Source organism: Actinomadura barringtoniae, from assembly GCF_017573505.1.
In the GTDB taxonomy this organism is placed as follows: domain Bacteria; phylum Actinomycetota; class Actinomycetes; order Streptosporangiales; family Streptosporangiaceae; genus Spirillospora; species Spirillospora barringtoniae.
Genome location: NZ_JAGEOJ010000018.1, coordinates 183,079 through 198,405, shown reverse-complemented (window position 1 = coordinate 198,405; position 15,327 = coordinate 183,079). Strand labels below are relative to the sequence as shown.

The 15,327-nt window shown below is 70.6% G+C and carries 17 protein-coding genes; 11 read left to right on the top strand and 6 right to left on the bottom strand.

Features of this window, described 5'->3' with window-relative positions; translation table 11 throughout:
• Positions 1–70 precede the first annotated feature (70 nt).
• The gene (locus J4573_RS38495; protein ID WP_208261047.1) at positions 71–907 is read left to right on the top strand and encodes a hypothetical protein; all 837 of its coding nucleotides are present in this window, start codon (positions 71–73) and stop codon (positions 905–907) included.
• A 19-nt stretch (positions 908–926) separates the two neighbouring features.
• On the opposite strand, the gene J4573_RS38490 is transcribed toward J4573_RS38495, so the two are convergent.
• Positions 927–1,538 carry a TetR/AcrR family transcriptional regulator gene (locus J4573_RS38490; protein ID WP_208261046.1) on the bottom strand — a complete coding sequence of 204 codons (612 nt, stop codon included), beginning with the start codon at positions 1,536–1,538 and terminating at the stop codon, positions 927–929.
• 101 nt (positions 1,539–1,639) lie between these two features.
• Between J4573_RS38490 and J4573_RS38485 the strand changes: the two genes are divergently transcribed.
• Entirely contained in the window at positions 1,640–2,608 is a 969-nt protein-coding gene (locus J4573_RS38485; protein ID WP_243774236.1) for a hypothetical protein, read from the top strand.
• 37 nt (positions 2,609–2,645) lie between these two features.
• Here J4573_RS38485 and J4573_RS38480 read toward each other — a convergent pair whose 3' ends face one another.
• On the bottom strand, positions 2,646–3,692 hold the full coding sequence (locus J4573_RS38480) for an aldo/keto reductase (RefSeq protein ID WP_208261045.1): 1,047 nt from the start codon (positions 3,690–3,692) through the stop codon (positions 2,646–2,648).
• Between the two features lie 107 nt (positions 3,693–3,799).
• On the opposite strand from J4573_RS38480, the gene J4573_RS38475 reads away from it, so the two are divergent.
• From J4573_RS38475 to J4573_RS38465, 3 genes are all read left to right on the top strand, one after another.
• Entirely contained in the window at positions 3,800–4,387 is a 588-nt protein-coding gene (locus J4573_RS38475) for a TetR/AcrR family transcriptional regulator (RefSeq protein WP_208261044.1), read from the top strand.
• A gap of 103 nt (positions 4,388–4,490) precedes the next feature.
• Positions 4,491–5,240, top strand: coding sequence for an SDR family oxidoreductase (locus J4573_RS38470; protein ID WP_208261043.1), 750 nt, complete (start codon positions 4,491–4,493; stop codon positions 5,238–5,240).
• A 55-nt stretch (positions 5,241–5,295) separates the two neighbouring features.
• Positions 5,296–6,093, top strand: coding sequence for an endonuclease/exonuclease/phosphatase family protein (locus J4573_RS38465; RefSeq protein ID WP_307797242.1), 798 nt, complete (start codon positions 5,296–5,298; stop codon positions 6,091–6,093).
• A gap of 9 nt (positions 6,094–6,102) precedes the next feature.
• Here J4573_RS38465 and sigJ read toward each other — a convergent pair whose 3' ends face one another.
• Positions 6,103–6,975, bottom strand: a complete 873-nt coding sequence (sigJ, locus tag J4573_RS38460) for an RNA polymerase sigma factor SigJ (RefSeq protein WP_208261042.1) — start codon at positions 6,973–6,975, stop codon at positions 6,103–6,105.
• 141 nt (positions 6,976–7,116) lie between these two features.
• On the opposite strand from sigJ, the gene wrbA reads away from it, so the two are divergent.
• From wrbA to J4573_RS38440, 4 genes are all read left to right on the top strand, one after another.
• Positions 7,117–7,731: an NAD(P)H:quinone oxidoreductase gene (wrbA, locus tag J4573_RS38455; RefSeq protein WP_208261041.1), complete on the top strand. Its 615-nt coding sequence runs from the start codon at positions 7,117–7,119 to the stop codon at positions 7,729–7,731.
• Positions 7,732–7,951: 220 nt separating this feature from the next.
• Positions 7,952–8,434: a GNAT family N-acetyltransferase gene (locus J4573_RS38450; RefSeq protein ID WP_243774235.1), complete on the top strand. Its 483-nt coding sequence runs from the start codon at positions 7,952–7,954 to the stop codon at positions 8,432–8,434.
• A 79-nt stretch (positions 8,435–8,513) separates the two neighbouring features.
• Positions 8,514–8,966 (top strand): MaoC family dehydratase, encoded by a 453-nt coding sequence (locus J4573_RS38445; protein ID WP_208261040.1) that lies wholly within the window; start codon positions 8,514–8,516, stop codon positions 8,964–8,966.
• Positions 8,967–8,968: 2 nt separating this feature from the next.
• Positions 8,969–9,361 carry a nuclear transport factor 2 family protein gene (locus tag J4573_RS38440; RefSeq protein WP_208261039.1) on the top strand — a complete coding sequence of 131 codons (393 nt, stop codon included), beginning with the start codon at positions 8,969–8,971 and terminating at the stop codon, positions 9,359–9,361.
• Here J4573_RS38440 and J4573_RS38435 read toward each other — a convergent pair.
• Positions 9,327–10,838, bottom strand: coding sequence for an MFS transporter (locus J4573_RS38435; protein WP_208261038.1), 1,512 nt, complete (start codon positions 10,836–10,838; stop codon positions 9,327–9,329). The genes J4573_RS38440 and J4573_RS38435 overlap by 35 nt on opposite strands.
• Positions 10,839–10,960: 122 nt before the next feature.
• Here J4573_RS38435 and J4573_RS38430 point away from each other — a divergent pair, with 122 nt between their 5' ends.
• On the top strand, positions 10,961–12,292 hold the full coding sequence (locus J4573_RS38430; RefSeq protein ID WP_208261037.1) for a cytochrome b: 1,332 nt from the start codon (positions 10,961–10,963) through the stop codon (positions 12,290–12,292).
• Here the strand turns inward: J4573_RS38430 and J4573_RS38425 are convergent.
• Entirely contained in the window at positions 12,259–13,053 is a 795-nt protein-coding gene (locus J4573_RS38425; protein WP_208261036.1) for an NAD(P)H-binding protein, read from the bottom strand. The two genes, J4573_RS38430 and J4573_RS38425, sit on opposite strands and share 34 nt — an antisense overlap.
• An 86-nt stretch (positions 13,054–13,139) precedes the next feature.
• Between J4573_RS38425 and J4573_RS56375 the strand changes: the two genes are divergently transcribed.
• Positions 13,140–13,904 carry an AraC family transcriptional regulator gene (locus tag J4573_RS56375; protein WP_307797241.1) on the top strand — a complete coding sequence of 255 codons (765 nt, stop codon included), beginning with the start codon at positions 13,140–13,142 and terminating at the stop codon, positions 13,902–13,904.
• Between the two features lie 28 nt (positions 13,905–13,932).
• Here J4573_RS56375 and J4573_RS38415 read toward each other — a convergent pair whose 3' ends face one another.
• Positions 13,933–15,222 (bottom strand): aspartate aminotransferase family protein, encoded by a 1,290-nt coding sequence (locus tag J4573_RS38415; protein ID WP_307797240.1) that lies wholly within the window; start codon positions 15,220–15,222, stop codon positions 13,933–13,935.
• Positions 15,223–15,327: the final 105 nt, after the last annotated feature.

Genomic DNA, 15,327 nt, shown 5'->3' with positions numbered 1-15,327 from the left:
TGACCGTCACGTTCTGGCGGAACTCACGGGTGAGCCGAGATCACATGGTCGGTGACGTTACGTTAGTGGTGTGACACTGCTCCCGCGTTCGGCGTTCCTGGTTGCGTTAGTCGTCACCTCGGCCGCCGGATGCGGCGACGGGTCGGGACCCGTCGAGCAGGACGACCCGTGGAGCGCGGCGGGCGTCGACAAACCGCGCGTGAGCGAGGGCGGCGGCGGCTCGCTGACGGTGTCGGCGCGCACGGACCTGCCGCTGGAGGACGACAAGAACCAGGTCGGCTTCGGCGAGCGCATCGCCAAGATCGCCTGGCGTACGCATCCCGGCCGGGTGATGTCGATGCGCGTCGCGATCAGCGACGAGAGCGGGCACTCCAACGCCCGCTCGTGGCGGCGCACCGATCTGGAGTCGGCGTTCGGTCCGCGCCTGGGCGGGCTCGACGAGGGGCGCGGCATCCGCCCGACCCGTGGGCCCAAGCCCGGCAAGGGGCCGTTCAGCGGCAAGAAGGCGCGGAACATGCGCGAGGGCTCCGCGACGCTGGCAGGGCTGCTGCGCACGACCGGCAAGCAGGTCTTCGGCGTGGACGGAACGCCCGTCGAGGGCGAGCAGACCGAGTGCGCAGGCGGCCTGCTCGACAACGAGCCGAACGGCAAGCACCGCGTCTCCAGCACGCTCGAGCCACAGATCCCCGGCGGAACGCACGAGATCGTCCCGCTGATCCGCCTGGCGTCCTACTGGTCGGGGCAGGGCCTGCGCGTCGACACCTCGGGCCTGTTCGACGGGAACGACGACACGGTCCGCGCGACCGCCCGCGACGTCGGCCGCCTGACCGCCTCCGCCGAACACCCGGGCGGCCACCGGAACGGCCGCATGCAGCTCTTCGCCGAAACCGACTGCCTCAAGCCCTGACGGCTCAAGCTTTGACGCCTCAAGCGTGGGCGATCGCGGCCTCGGCGCCGACGAGTGACCGGATGGCGGAGCTCAGGGTCGCGGGCGCGACGTCGCCGAACAGGAGGCGCTGCAGGATGAAGCCGGGCAGCGCGGCGGTCAACAGCACGCCGACGGCGAACGGGTCGGAGCCCGCGGGGAGCCGGCCGTCGTCCTTCAGGCGCTCGGCGACCCTCACCCAGCAGGACCGCGTGTTCAGGTAGAGCGAGGCGACACAGTCGCGGACGGCCTGGTGATAGGTCGCCAGCGCCCAGCCCTGCGGCGCCACGGTGACCGGCCCGCCGACCCCCATCCGTTCGACCACCGCGTCGGCGAACCGTTCGACGATCTCGTCCAGCGGGGGCATGACGTCCCGCGTGAGGAAGTCCTCCAGGACGGCGACGACCACCGGCTGGCTGCGTTCGGCGATGGCCCTGACCAGCTCGTCCTTGCTCTTGAAGTAGCGGTAGACGGCCCCGGCGGACAGGCCGGACTCGGCGAAGATCTCCTGGAGCGATGTCTCGTGGAATCCCTTGCGGGAGAAGCAGATCTGGGCGGCGTCGAGGATCTGCTGCCGGCGGCGCTCGCGGTGCTCTTCGCTGATTCGGGGCATGCCAGCAATATAAAAACGAACATCCGTTCTTGACAACCGCGCTCGCCCTTGCCAGGCTCGGGTTCATAGAGAACGGACATCCGCTTTTGATGGAGCCGAGCATGAAGTCCCCGATTCGCGCCCTGGGTCTCGCCCTGGCCGCCACAGCCCTCCAGGCCGTCATGGTCATCGCGTTCGCCTGGCCGTCGTCGCACATCGCCCCGCGCGACGTCCCGCTCGTCGTCGCCGGCCCGCAGGCCTCGACGCTCGCCCGGACGCTCGAGCAACGCCAGCCCGGCGCGTTCGACATCAAGCAGCGCGCCGACGAGGCCGCCGCCCGCCGGGCCCTGGCCGACCGCAAGGCCTACGGCGCGATCGTCAGTACCCCCACCGGCCCGCACGTGATCGTCGCCTCCGCCGCCAGCCCGCTGATCTCCCAGCAGCTCACGCAGCTGGCGCAGCAGCTCTCGGGCGCCAAGCCGGTGCCCGTGCAGGACGCCGTCGCCGCCGATCCCGACGACCCCCGAGGCACCGGCTTCGGCACGATGGCACTGCCGCTGATCATGTCCGGCATCGCGGGCGCCGTTCTGATGACGCTCCTCATCCGGTCCGTCTTCTGGCGTCTGGTCGGCGTGCTCGCCTTCGCCGTCTTCGGCGGCCTGGCCACGACGCTCATCTCGCAGAACTGGCTGTCGCTCCTGCCCGGCTCCTACTGGGAGATCGCCGGCGTCACCGCACTCGCCATCGTCACCGTCAGCGGCACCGTCGCGGGCCTGGGCGCCGCCATCGGCCGAGCAGGCCTGGGCCTGGGCGCGCTGACGTTCCTGCTCCTGGGCAACCCGCTCTCCGCCGCGACCTCCGCGCCCGAGCTGCTCCCCCAGCCGTGGGGCGAGATCGGCCAGGTCCTGCCGCCCGGCGCCGCCGTGACGCTCTTCCGCTCGGTCGCGTTCTTCGACGGCGCGAACGCCACGACCCCGCTCATCATCCTCGGCGCCTGGTCCGCCGCCGCGCTCCTGCTCTTCGCCATCGGCGGCCTGCGTTCCGTCCGCGGCGCCCCCGCCCGCGAGCACGAACCCGCGCTCGTGTCCTGACCCGGTCGGGCCTGGCGGCCGCTCTCGTTCGGGGCGTTCAGCGGTGGCGGGCGGGCCGGCGCCGGAGGTCGGCGTCGGTCAGCGACGGGCGGCGGTAGTCGATGTCGGCGGGGTTGAGCGTCACCCCGGGCGGCACGATCTCGTCGATGCGGTCGAGGACGTCGTCGTCCAGCCGGAGGTCTGCGGCGGCGAGCTGGTCGGTGAGGTGCTCGATCGTGCGCGGGCCGAGGATCACCGACGTCACCCCCGGATGGGTCGCGGCGAACGCCAGCGCGAGATGGGTCAGCGAGACGCCCGTCTCCTTCGCGACGACCAGGAGTTCCTCGACGGCGTCGAGCTTGCGGCGGTTGCCGGGAAGGTCGAGGTCGAACTTGTGCGCCACCACCCGGCGGAACTCGGTCAGCTCGATCTCGTCCCCGTGCCGGAACTGCCCGGTCAGCCAGCCGCTGTTGAGCGGGCTCCAGGTCAGCACGCCGAGCCCGTACCTCTGCGCGGTGGGCAGCACGTCCGCTTCGATGCCGCGCACGAACAGCGAGTACGGCGGCTGTTCGGTGTGGAACGGCACGTGGTTGCGCCGTTCGGCGACCCACTGGGCCTCGACGAGCTGCTCGGCCGGGAAGTCCGACGTCCCGATGGCCATGATCTTCCCTGCGCGGACCAGGTCGGACAGCACGGAGAGGGTCTCGTCGATGTCGGTGCCCGGGTCGGGCCGGTGCACCTGGTAGAGGTCGATGCGGTCGGTGCCGAGCCGCCGCAGGCTGTCCTCGACCGCCCGCGTGAGGTGGCGCCGCGAGTTGCCCCTGTGGTTCGGGTCGCCGTCCCCCAGCTTGAGCGGAAAATGACCCTTGGTCGCGAGCACGACCTCGTCACGCCGCCCCTGGATCGCCTTGCCGATGATCTGCTCGGCCTCGCCGCTCGAGTACTGGTCGGCGGTGTCGATCAGGTTGATCCCGGCGTCCAATGCCGTGTGGACCAGGCGGATCGCGTCCGCGTGATCGGTGTTCCCCCACGCACCGAGCCGCATGGTGCCCAGGGCGAACTCGCTGACGGAGATGCCGGTGCGGCCGAGCGTCCGATGCTGCATCACTGCTCCCGAAATTAGGCGATACGGATCGTTCCGAGTCGCCATGAGCATGCAGTTCACCGGCGCACCTGTCAAGACGGAACGTTCCGTGCCGCTAAGGTGGGGGCATGTCACCCAGACGTCCCGAGCGCCGTAGCGAAGAGGCCGCCAAGGCCGTCATCCAGGCCGCACGCGAGCTGTGCCAGGAGGTCGGCTACGCCAAGCTCAGCATCGAGGGCATCGCCGCCCGCGCCGGCGTGGGCAAGAACACCATCTACCGCTGGTGGCCCTCCAAGGGCGCAGTCCTGCTGGACGGCCTGCTGGAGCTCTGGGGCGAGGCCGCGCCCTTCCCCGACACCGGCGACGCCGTCGCCGACTTCAAGACCCAGATGAAGGCGGCGGTGGGCGCGTTCTCTTCAGAGCTGGGCCAGCACTACCGTGCCCTGCTCGGCGAGGTGCAGCACGACGGCGTTCTCGCCGAGGCCCTGCAGGAGCGTCTCCTCCGCCCGATGATGGCCCGTGCCACCGACCGCATCGAACTCGCGAAACGCCAGGGCCAGATCCGCGGCGACCTCGACGCCGAACTCGCCATCGAGCTGCTGTACGGGCCGATCTACCACCGCTGGCTGCTCAGCCAGCGCGCCCCCGAACCCGCCCGCATCGAGGCCATGGTCGACTCGGTCTTCACCGGAATGACACCTCGCCCGGACCTGTAGCCGCCGAACCAGAGTGACGGCCGTCACACGATCGCCCTGTCACAAGAACCACGCCACCGACATCTCGTGTTCATCAGGAGGCTCACCCGAACAGGAGCTGACCATGAACAACGACATCGCGCTGATCACCGGGGCCAACAAGGGGATCGGCCGCGCGACCGCCGAGCAGCTGGCCGCGCGGGGCATGACGGTCCTGATCGGCACCCGTGTCCTTGAACGCGGCGAAGAAGCAGCCGCGGCCATCCGCACCACAGGCGGCGAAGCGCACGCCGTGGTCCTGGACGTCACGGATCCGGCCACCGTCCAGGAGGCCGCGCGGTGGATCGAGGAGCGCTTCGGCCGGCTGGACGTGCTGGTCAACAACGCCGGCATCAGCGGCTCCGGGCAGAGCACCCCCGAGAACGCGCTCGACCGGACCCCCAGCTCGGTCGACCTGGACGTCGTACGCGCGGTCTTCGAGACCAACGTCTTCGGCGTGATCACGGTGACCAACACGATGGTCCCCCTGCTCCGACGGTCGGCGGCCCCGCGCATCGTCAACCTCAGCAGTGCGGCCGCATCGCTGACCATCAACAGCGACCCGAACGGCCCCCTCGCGGACTTCACCTCTGCCGCGTACACCCCTTCGAAGACCGCCCTGAACGCGCTGACCATCCAGTACGCCAACGAGCTCCGCAAGGACGGCTTCCTCGTCAACATCGCCGACCCCGGCTTCGTCGAGACCGACATCAACGGCCGCACCGGTTACCTCACCACGGCCGAGGGCGCGGCCGCCCCCGTCCGCCTCGCGACACTCGGCGCGGACGGGCCGACCGCAGGGTTCTTCAGCCAGGCCGGACCGGTCCCCTGGTAGCGCGGGCCTCAGCGACGAATCTGGAACGGTGGTCTGAGCGTGATCCACTTGGGGTGTGCGGATCATCTCTCTCAACGCGTGGGGCGGCGCGATGTACGACGAGCTCGCCCCCTGGCTCGGTACGTGCGGCGCGGATGTGCTTTGTCTTCAGGAAATGACCCATACGGCTGGGCTGGGCGGTTGGACGCGGTTCGACGACGCTGATCGGTCGCTGCCGCAGCGGGCCAATTTGATGGCCGATGTGCGGGCTCTGCTTCCTCGTCATCAGGGGCTTTTCGTGGCGAGCGATGCAGGGCCTGTACGTGATGACGACGGGCTATTGCATCGGCAGGATTTCGGGGTTGCCAGCTTTGTCGCCGAGACCCTTCCGGTTGTGGGAATGCGGTCGGGGTTCGTGCATGGCGAATACGCCGAGCACGGGGACGAGTGGCCTAACGACGGGCGGCCGCGGGCCGCTTTGGCAGTGCGGGTCTTCGATCGCGCGGCGGAACGGTTCGTCAGCGTCGTTCAGCTGCATGGGCTGCGGGACCCGCAGGGGAAGGGCGACACTCCGGCTCGTTCGACGCAGGCCAAACGGCTGGCCGAGCTTGTCACGAGTGCCCGCGAGAACGGCGATCTGACGGTCGTGTGCGGCGACTTCAATCTGCTGCCCGAGAGCGAGACCTTCGAGGTCCTCGGCGGGCTCGGGCTCGTCGATCTGGTTCGCGACGCCGACACCAGAACGTCACGTTATGCCAAGCCGCTGCGCCATGCGAGTTATCTGCTGGTGTCCGACCCGGCGGCCGTACGGCGGTTCGAGATCGTCGCGGAACCTGAGGTTTCCGACCATCGCGCATTGGTCATTGATGTCTGACGGGCTGAGTCAGGGCCTCCAGGGCTGGAGCTTGTCGGGGTTGAGCGTGGCCCAGATGTGCTTGATCCGGTCGTCGGCGATGTCGAACGACAGGACCGACACGGTGACGCCGTCGAGCTGGGCCACCAGGCCGGGCTGGCCGTTGACCGTGCGTTCCAGGAGCGTCAGGTTCGGCGCCGGCGGGTGCTCGATGTAGAAGCGGGCGATCTCCTCGGCGCCGACGACCGGATGGAGCGCGGCCGAGACGAGCCCGCCGCCGTCGCCGATCGCGGTGGCGTCGGGGGCCAGCAGGCCGATGATGGCGCGGATGTCCTGGGTCTCCCACGCTCGCTTGAACGCGCTGACGACCTCGGAACGTTGCGGGCGCGGGGTCTCGGTGACCTGGGCGGACTGGAGACGGCGGCGGGCCGAGGTCGCCAGCTGGCGGCACGCGGCGGGCGTACGGCCGACGATCTCGGCGACCTCGGGGAACGAGTAGCGGAAGACGTCGTGCAGGATGAACGCGACGCGTTCGGCCGGGGTCATCGCGTCCAGGACGACCAGGAACGCCATGTTGACCGACTCGTCCAGGGTGACGCGGTCGGCGGGGTCGGCGGCGGTGCCGTCGGGGAGCGGCTCGGGCAGCCATTCGCCCACGTAGCTCTCCCGGCGGACGCGCGCCGAGCCGAGCAGGTCCAGGCAGATGCGGCTGGCGACGGTCGTCAGCCAGCCGCCGGGCGACTCGACGGCCTCCCGCCGCTCCGGGGTCATCGCGTACCAGCGGGCGTAGGTCTCCTGCACGACGTCCTCGGCCTCGGCCAGCGAGCCCAGCAGCCGGTACGCGAGGTTGATCAACTGCCGCCGCTCTCGCACGATCGCGGTCAGGCCCGGATCGTCGGTCATGATGTGGCTCCCTTTGATCGCTCCTCATCTAATCCGACGAAGCGGCCCCTCGAACTGTGAGGCCGGGCTGCTCACCTCACAGCTCGAGGGGGCGCTTCGTCGTACCGGGTGAAGCCGACCCTGAAGAGAAGGAAACCGATCATGGAGCGCGTGAACGTCGCGATCATTTACTACAGCGCCACCGGGAACCTGCACGCGCTGGCGCAGGCCGTCGCGGAGGGCGCGGAGAAGGCGGGCGCGGAGGTACGGGTGCGCAAGGTCGCCGAGACCGCCACGGCGGAGGCGATCAACGCCAGGCCGGAGTGGGCCCAGCACGTGCGGGAGACGGCGGACGTTCCCGAGGCCGGTCATGACGACCTGGTGTGGGCGGACGCGGTGCTGTTCGGCTCGCCCACGCGGTTCGGCAACCCGACCAGCCAGCTCCGGGCGTTCATCGAGAGCACCGGGCCCTTGTGGTTCCAGGGCAAGCTCGCCGACAAGGTGTACTCGGCCTTCACGGCCTCCAACACCGCGCATGGCGGGCAGGAGTCCACCCTGCTGGCGCTGGGGAACACCTTCTACCACTGGGGCGGCATCATCGTTCCCCCCGGTTACACCGACCCGATCCAGTTCCAGGCGGGCAACCCGTACGGCACCTCGCACGTGGCGGGCACCGGACGTCCCAGCGATGTGACCCTGCAGGCGGCCCGCTTCCAGGGGCAGCGGGTCGTCGACACCGCGGCGGCGCTCAAGGCCGGTCGCGCCGCCGCGGCCTGAGCGGTCGCACCGCCGCTTGACCCGTCGCGCCGCCGCGGCCTGAGCGGTCGCGGCGCCGCCCTGACCGATCGAGGCCGTCGTCCCCTGCGGCCCGCGAAACGGCGGGCGAACGCGGGGGCCGGCGTGATCTACTTGGCTCCGGTCGAGTTGGAGGGAGGTTGATGAATATGGCTGCCATCAGTCGTTTTCGTCCTTCCCGAACAACGACCTGGAGTGTCACTTGCCTTACGCGTCAACCGAGACCGACCGCCTGAGCCTGCGCCCCTGGACCGACGACGAGGTGGCCGCCGTCCTCGCGGGTGAACGGCCCGCGCACTGGGCGGACGACTTTCCCGCCGAGGGCGACCGCGTGGTGGTCAAGCTGTTCGCCGACAACCCCCAGTGGCTCGGCCCGTACGGCCACCGGCAGATCGTCGAGCGGGAGACCGGCCTGGTGGTCGGCTCCATCGGGCTGTTCTGGCCGCCGGACGCCGGGGAACTGGAGATCGGCTACGGCGTCGTCCTGTCGCGGCGGGGACGCGGGTACGCCCCCGAGGCGACGCGGGCGCTGAGCGAGTTCGCGCTCACGGCCGCCGGAGTCCACACGGTGTTCGCGACGGTCGAGGTGTCCAACCCGGCGTCCGTCCGCGTGCTGGAGAAGGCCGGCTTCGAACGGTGGAACGGCGACGGGGAGACCGCCACGTTCCGGTTCGTGAAGAACTAGCCCGTCCAAAGGCGGCTCGGCGAGGCTTGTCGATCAGCGCTCTTGCCCGCGTTCTCGCACGTTGAGCAGGATCGCGGGCATGAGAACGTTCGACAGCCTCGCCGAGTTCGCCGCCATGAAGGGTGAGCACCTGGGCTACAGCCCCTGGCGTGAGATCACCCAGAAGCAGATCGACCTGTTCGCCGAGGCGACCGACGACCACCAGTGGATCCACGTGGATCCCGAGAAGGCCAAGGACGGGCCGTTCGGGACCACGATCGCGCACGGCTACCTGACGCTGTCGCTGGTCAACGCGTTCATGCCGGAGATCTTCTGGATCGACGGGCTGAAGATGGGCGTCAACGTCGGGCTGAACAGGGTCCGCTTCCCGGCGCCGGTGAAGGTCGGCGCGCGGGTGCGCGGCGGCGCGGAGCTGATCGAGTTCAAGAACTCCCCTGCGGGGAAGCTTTCCACGGTCAAGGTCACCGTCGAGGTCGAGGGGGAGAAGCGGCCGGCGTGCGTGGCCGAGACTCTTTCGCTCTACGTTGAGTGACCATGACCGATGAGGAGCAGATCCGCGCCCTGATCTCAGGGTGGGCGCAGGCCGTGCACGGCGGCGACATCGAACGGGTCGCCGCCGATCACGGCGAGGACGTGGTGATGTTCGACGTGCCGCCGCCGTACGCCGGGGTGCGCGGGCTGGCGGCCTACCTGGAGGTCTGGCCGCCGTTCTTCGAGTGGCAGGCGCAGGGCGCCTCGTTCGACATCGAGTCGCTGGAGGTCACCGCGGGCGAGGACGTCGCGTTCGCGTACGCCCTGCTGCGCTGCGGCTTTCCGGAGGACTTCACCGAGAACCCCGACAACCGCCTGCGCCTGACGTTCGGCCTGCGCAAGGACGACGGCCGCTGGGTGATCACGCACGAGCATCACTCGTTTCCGATCGGGTGACCTCGGGCCCGGCGTCGCCGGAGTCGGAGCCGGAGCCGGAGCCGGAGTCGCTGTCGACGTCGACAGGGGCGACGGCGGTCTTGGCGCGACCCGGCAGGAGAACGATGGCCACCAGGCCCGCCACGATCGCGATGCCGGCGGCGGTGAGCATTCCGGCGCGGTAGCCCTCGGTCAGCGCGACGGCGGCCACGCGCTCGCCGCCCTTGAAGACGTCGTTGGTCTTGGCGGTCGCGACGGCCACCACGACGGCGAGGCCGAGCGAGCCGCCGAACTGCTGGGCGGTGTTGAAGATGCCGGACGCCAGGCCCGCCTCGTCCGCGCGGTCGGTGGAGGTGCCGCCGACGGTGGTCGTGACGAACGCCAGGCCGCTGCCGACGCCGATCACCAGCGTCGGGCCCAGGACGTCCCCCAGGAAGCTGCCGTCGGCCGACATCCGGGAGAACCACGCGAGGCCCGCCCCGGTCACCAGCAGCCCGGCGATGGTCGGCAGCTTGATGCCGACCCTGCCGATCAGGGACGAGGTGGCCCCGGCGGTGATGGCGATGGTGATCGCGATCGGGAGCTGGGCGAGACCGGCCTTGACCGGGCCGAAGCCGAGCACCTGCTGCAGGTAGAACGTCAGGTAGAAGAACAGCGGGAACATCGAGAGCGTCAGCAGCAACGCCAGGATGTTGGAGCTGCGCAGCGTCGCCTGGCGGAAGATGCGCAGCGGCATCAGCGGGTGCTTCGAGCGTGCCTCGATGACGAAGAACAGCGCGATCAGCACGAGTGAGACGGCGATGAAGCCGATGGTCTGCGCGGACTTCCAGCCGGCGTTGTTGGCGTCGACCAGGGCGTAGACCAGCAGGGCGAGGCCGCCGGTCGCGGTGACCGCGCCGACCACGTCGAAGCCGTGGGCGTTCTCGTCGGACGCCTCGGGCAGCAGCCGGGGCGCGAGGGCGATCGCCAGGGCGCCGATCGGCACGTTCACGTAGAGCGTCGCCTCCCAGCCGAACCATTCGGTGAGCACGCCGCCGAGGATCGACCCGGCCGCGCCGCCCGCGCCGGCGACCGCGCCGAAGACGCCCATCGCCTTGTTGCGCTCCTCCCCCGGCTCGAAGATCGTCATGATCAGGGAGAGCGCGGCGGGCGCGACGACCGCGGCCCCGATGCCCTGGACCGCGCGGGCGCCGACGAGCATCGCGGCGTTCACCGACAGCGCCCCGGCCAGGGACGACGCGGCGAACATCGCCATGCCGATCATGAACATGCGGCGGCGGCCGAACAGGTCGGCGGCGCGGCCGCCGAGCAGGAGCAGGCCGCCGAACGTGAGGGTGTAGGCGTTGGCGACCCAGGACAGGTCCTCGGGCGCGAACTTCAGGTCGCGGCCGATGGACGGCAGGGCCACCCCGACGATCGAGGCGTCGAGGACGAGCACGAACTGCGTCGCCGCCAGGAGGGCGAGCGCGAGGCCGCGCCGCCGGGCTGTTTCAGGCATGGGTCCACCTAGGGATGTGCGTTCGAAGGGTTGAGTGAGAGGCGTCACGCCGGTTGCGTGTCACGAATCGGTCCAGCGATTCCGTCACCTGTATGACGAAGCACGACGGAGGAGTGTGACGGATGAAGAACACCGTAACGGCGCGGGCTCTACCGTCAGGAGATCGCTGGATCAGGCTCTTCGGGCAGATCGCGATTTCCACGTTCGCGCTGCTCGTGGCCACCGGAGCCTTCTTGACCGTCTATGTCAAACCCGACATGACCATGGTCAAGTACGACGGTTCCTACATGCCGCTGAAGGGGATTCCGGTCAGCAAGGCCTACGACGCGACGGTCGATCTGAGCCTGGAGGTGCGCGGCGGGCTACTGATCAGGCAGGTGCACCACTGGTCCGCGCTGATCTTCATCGCGGCCGTCTGCCTCCTGCTCATGCGGCTGTTCTTCACCGGCGCGTTCCGGCGGCCGCACGTGCCGCGCTGGCTGATCTGGATCACGCTGCTCGTGCTGGGCATGGCCGCGGGCCTGACCGGCACGATCCTGCCGGACGACATGCTGTCGGGCGGCAGCCTCGGCCTCATCCAGGGGGTGACCGAGTCGATCCCGTTCATCGGCACGCGGCTCAGCGATCTGCTGTTCGGCGGCGACTTCCCCGGCGACCGGATCATCCCGATGTTCTACTGGCTGCACGTGCTGGCGATCCCGCTGGCGATGGCGGGGCTGCTCCTGCTGCTGCGCCGCGTCGCCGTACGGACCCGCCGCCTCCCCGGGGACCTCGGCCAGGCGGTCGCGCTGTTCTTCGCCACGACGGGTGTGGTGTTCATGCTCGGCACGTTCGCGCAGGTGAACCCGGTCTGGCAGTACGGCCCGTACCGCCCCGGCGCGATCACCTCGGGCGCGGTGCCGGGCTGGTACATGGGCTTCATGGACGGCGCGATCCGCATCATGCCGAACTGGGAGCCGTACGTGGCCGGGCACCCGCTCACGCTCGCCGTCCTGGTCCCCGCGCTGATCGTTCCCGGCGCTTTCTTCACCGTGCTGGCCGCGTTCCCGTGGATCGAACGGCGCCTCACCGGTGACGGCGGCCTGCACCACTACCTGGACCGGCCCCGCGACGCCGCCACCCGCACGGCGGTCGGCGCCGCGGGCGTGACGTTCTACGGGCTGCTGTGGGCGGCCGCGGCCAACGACCAGATCGCCTTCCACTTCCACGTCTCGCTGTACGCGGTCACGTGGTTCTTCCGGATCGCGATCTTCGCCGGGCCGCTGCTCGCCTACACCCTCGCCCAGCGGCTCTGCCTCGGCCTCACCTGGCGGGAGCGGCACGAGGCCGAGCACGGCCGGGAGACGGGCCGGATCGTGATGTCGGTGAACGGCGCGTTCAGCGAGATCACCGAGCCCGTGGACGATCGGGAACCTCAGCGTCAGGAGCTGGCCTCCGCGAGTTCGCGGGCGTAGTCGGCGAAGTCGCGCGGGTCCCGGCCGAGCACCCGGCGGACCCCGTCGTGGAGGGGCGCGTACTCTCCACGACGGATCGCCTCATAGGTCTCCGCCGACCAGGGATGGCCGGTCCACTCGTCCAGCGGAACGTTCACGAACCGCACCGGACGGCCGAGCGCCTCCGCCACCATCGCGACCGCCTCGGGGTAGGTCAGCGCTCGCGGCCCCGCGAGGTCGTAGACACGGCCCGCGTGCCCCTCCCCGATCAGCACCTCGACGGCGACGTCCGCGATGTCGCGGACGTCGATGAACGCGCTGTACGGCCCGGGACCAGGTCCGAGCGGCATGCGCACCTCGCCCGCCCGGATCGCCGGGCCGTGGACGCCGTCGAGCGAGAAGTTCTGGTCGAACGCCCCAGGCCGCAGGATCGTCCAGTCCGCCTTCGCCGCCCTGACGGGCTCCTCGCGCGACAGCAACGGGCGGCTGCCGTAGCCCGCGCTCAGCCCGGACAGCAGCACGAGCCGCCGAACGCCCTGCGTATCGGCCGCCGCAACGAAGTCCGTGACCAGCTCGGCCGGGAAGTCCGGCAGCATCGGCGTGACCATGTAGACGGCCGCAGCCCCTGTGAGCGCGGCCGGCCACGTCCCCGGGTCGTGCCAGTCGAAGCCCAGCGATCGGGCCGCAGGCCGTACAGATCGGCCACGCGCCCGCAGTCCCTCGACGACCAGACGCCCGGTGTTGCCCGTCGCCCCCAGCACGAGAATCGTTCCGTCGCTCATGTGACCAGCCAACCCGAGCCGGGCGCCGCCGGGCATGGGCCGACGGCTCGCGGGCCTTCGCGATCGTCTCAGGTACGTTCGACAGGGTGGACGATCTTCTGCGCGGCATCCGGGCGAACGGCGCCAGAGTCTGCCGCGTCGATCCGGGGCCACCGGGGTCCTGGGGCGGGGCCGCACCGCTGACGGTGTACGCGGTCCTGGACGGCACGGCCCGGCTGACCCCGGATGGCGAAGCCCCGATCACTCTCAAGGCCGGCGAGGTCGCGGTCGTCCGGCACCCGCACACGATGGCGCACGAAGCTCCCGCCGTCCTCTTCGCCGGGGCCTACCGGATCTCGGCGGACGTGGGGCGGCGGCTGCTGGACTCGCTGCCCCGCCACCTCGTCGTTCCCGCCGCTCCCCCGGCCCTGCTCGCCGGCGAGGACCTGGACGACGCACTCGTCCGGGACCGGCTGCTCGACCTGCTCCTCGTCCGGGCGCTGAGGACCTGGGACCAGCCTGCTCGGGACGCGGCGAGAGACGATCCCGTCGTCGGCCCGGTCCTGGAGGCCGTTCACGCCGAGCCCAGCCGCCCGTGGACCTCCGCGTCGCTGGCGGCCGAGGCGTCGGTCTCCAGGGCCACCCTTTACCGGCGGTTCAAGGCCGTGGTCGGTGAGGCGCCGCTCTCCTACCTGGCCGGGCGGCGGATGGCGCTCGCCGCCGAGCTGCTGCGCGACCCCGGTGCCACGGTCGACAGCGTGGCCCGCAAGGTCGGTTACACCAACGCGTTCGCGTTCAGCACGGCCTTCCGCCGAGCACACGGCCGGCCCCCGAGCGCATGGCGCGCGGAGGCCGGCCTGCGGGCGACCTAGCCCCCGCTCGCGCGTACCACCGGCAGGGTCAGGCTGAGGCCTCGGCCTTGGCGAGGGACTCGTCCAGGATCTCGGCGGCGGTGTCGATCTCGTCCTCGGAGACGGTGAGCGGCGGGGCGATGCGCAGGCAGGCGCTGCTGCCGCCGGCGCCGCCCCGCACGATGTTCATGCACAGCCCGGCGAACTCGCAGTTCTTGGTGACCGCGTCGCCGAGCTCCAGCGCGGGCTCCTTGGTCTCGCGGTCCTTGACCAGCTCGACGCCCCACAGCAGGCCGAGGCCGCGCACCTCGCCGATCGACTCGTGCCGTTCGGCCAGCTCGCGCAGCCGCATCTCCAGCCGCTCGCCGCGTTCGCGCGCCCGGTTCGCCAGGTCGTCCTCCTCGACGACCTCCAGGACGGCGAGCGCGGCGGCGGCCGGGAGCGGGTCGGACTGGTGGGAGGTGTAGTAGAGCAGCCCGCGCTCGTGGGCGGCCTGCTCGATCTCGGCGGAGGTGACGACCGCGCTGATCGGCAGGCCGCCGCCGAGCGTCTTGGACAGCGTGATGAAGTCGGGCGTGATGCCGAGCTGGTCGAGCCCGTACATCGTGCCGAGCCGCCCGAAGCCGGTCTGCGCCTCGTCCAGGATGACCAACATGCCGCGCTCGTGGGCGAGCTCGGTGAGGCGGGCGAAGTAGCCGGGCGGCGGCACGATGATGCCGCCCGCCGACAGCACCGGCTCGGCGATGACGGCCGCCGGGGCGCCGGTGGTCTGCTGGTCGTAGTGGTCGAAGCCGACCTCCAGGCAGGTGCGGTCGCACGTGCCGTCGCAGTGCCTGACCGGGCAGCGGTAGGCGTACGGGGCGGGCAGTGCGAAGATGCCGGGCTGCGTCGGGCCGTGGCCCTGCCTGCCCGCGGCGAACGTCACGCTCTGGCCGCCCGCCGTCATGCCGTGCCAGCTGCGGGTCAGCGCGAGGACCTCGAAGCCGCCGGTCGCGAGCTTGGCCATGCGCAGCGCCGCCTCGTTGGCCTCGCCGCCCGTGCTGAGCAGCATCACCCGGTCGAGCCCCTCGGGCAGCGTGCCGACCAGGCGTTCGGCGAGGTCGAGGACGGGCGTCGACAGCATCGTCGAGTTGAGATGGACGGCGTCGTTCAGGGACCGCTCGATCGCGGCCGCGATGCGCGGGTGGTTGTGGCCGATCGTGGCGCAGATCTGCCCCGAGGTGAAGTCGAGGACGCGGCGCCCATCGGTGGTCGTGAGCCACGAGCCGGACGCCCGCTCGATCACCTCGGGCCAGAACTCCCCCGCGTAACGGATCATCAACTCGGCTCGTGCGTCCACCGTGGTCCCTCCTCGGCGCTGTCCCTTCGATGTCCCATCGATCGTGCGGGCGGTAACTCATCGGGTCCAGCGCATAATTTCGACGCTTACCCGTGGAAGAATTCG

Excerpts from the sequence above, each read along its gene's own strand:
- J4573_RS38480 (WP_208261045.1), bottom strand. The coding sequence starts at position 3,692 with ATGCAGCATCGGACGCTCGGCCGCACCGGCATCTCCGTCAGCGAGTTC.
- J4573_RS38485 (WP_243774236.1), top strand. The coding sequence starts at position 1,640 with ATGAAGTCCCCGATTCGCGCCCTGGGTCTCGCCCTGGCCGCCACAGCC.
- J4573_RS38490 (WP_208261046.1), bottom strand. The coding sequence starts at position 1,538 with ATGCCCCGAATCAGCGAAGAGCACCGCGAGCGCCGCCGGCAGCAGATC.
- J4573_RS38475 (WP_208261044.1), top strand. The coding sequence starts at position 3,800 with ATGTCACCCAGACGTCCCGAGCGCCGTAGCGAAGAGGCCGCCAAGGCC.
- J4573_RS38440 (WP_208261039.1), top strand. The coding sequence starts at position 8,969 with ATGACCGATGAGGAGCAGATCCGCGCCCTGATCTCAGGGTGGGCGCAG.
- sigJ (WP_208261042.1), bottom strand. The coding sequence starts at position 6,975 with ATGACCGACGATCCGGGCCTGACCGCGATCGTGCGAGAGCGGCGGCAG.
- J4573_RS38435 (WP_208261038.1), bottom strand. The coding sequence starts at position 10,838 with ATGCCTGAAACAGCCCGGCGGCGCGGCCTCGCGCTCGCCCTCCTGGCG.
- J4573_RS38445 (WP_208261040.1), top strand. The coding sequence starts at position 8,514 with ATGAGAACGTTCGACAGCCTCGCCGAGTTCGCCGCCATGAAGGGTGAG.
- J4573_RS38470 (WP_208261043.1), top strand. The coding sequence starts at position 4,491 with ATGAACAACGACATCGCGCTGATCACCGGGGCCAACAAGGGGATCGGC.
- J4573_RS38425 (WP_208261036.1), bottom strand. The coding sequence starts at position 13,053 with ATGAGCGACGGAACGATTCTCGTGCTGGGGGCGACGGGCAACACCGGG.
- J4573_RS38430 (WP_208261037.1), top strand. The coding sequence starts at position 10,961 with ATGAAGAACACCGTAACGGCGCGGGCTCTACCGTCAGGAGATCGCTGG.
- wrbA (WP_208261041.1), top strand. The coding sequence starts at position 7,117 with ATGGAGCGCGTGAACGTCGCGATCATTTACTACAGCGCCACCGGGAAC.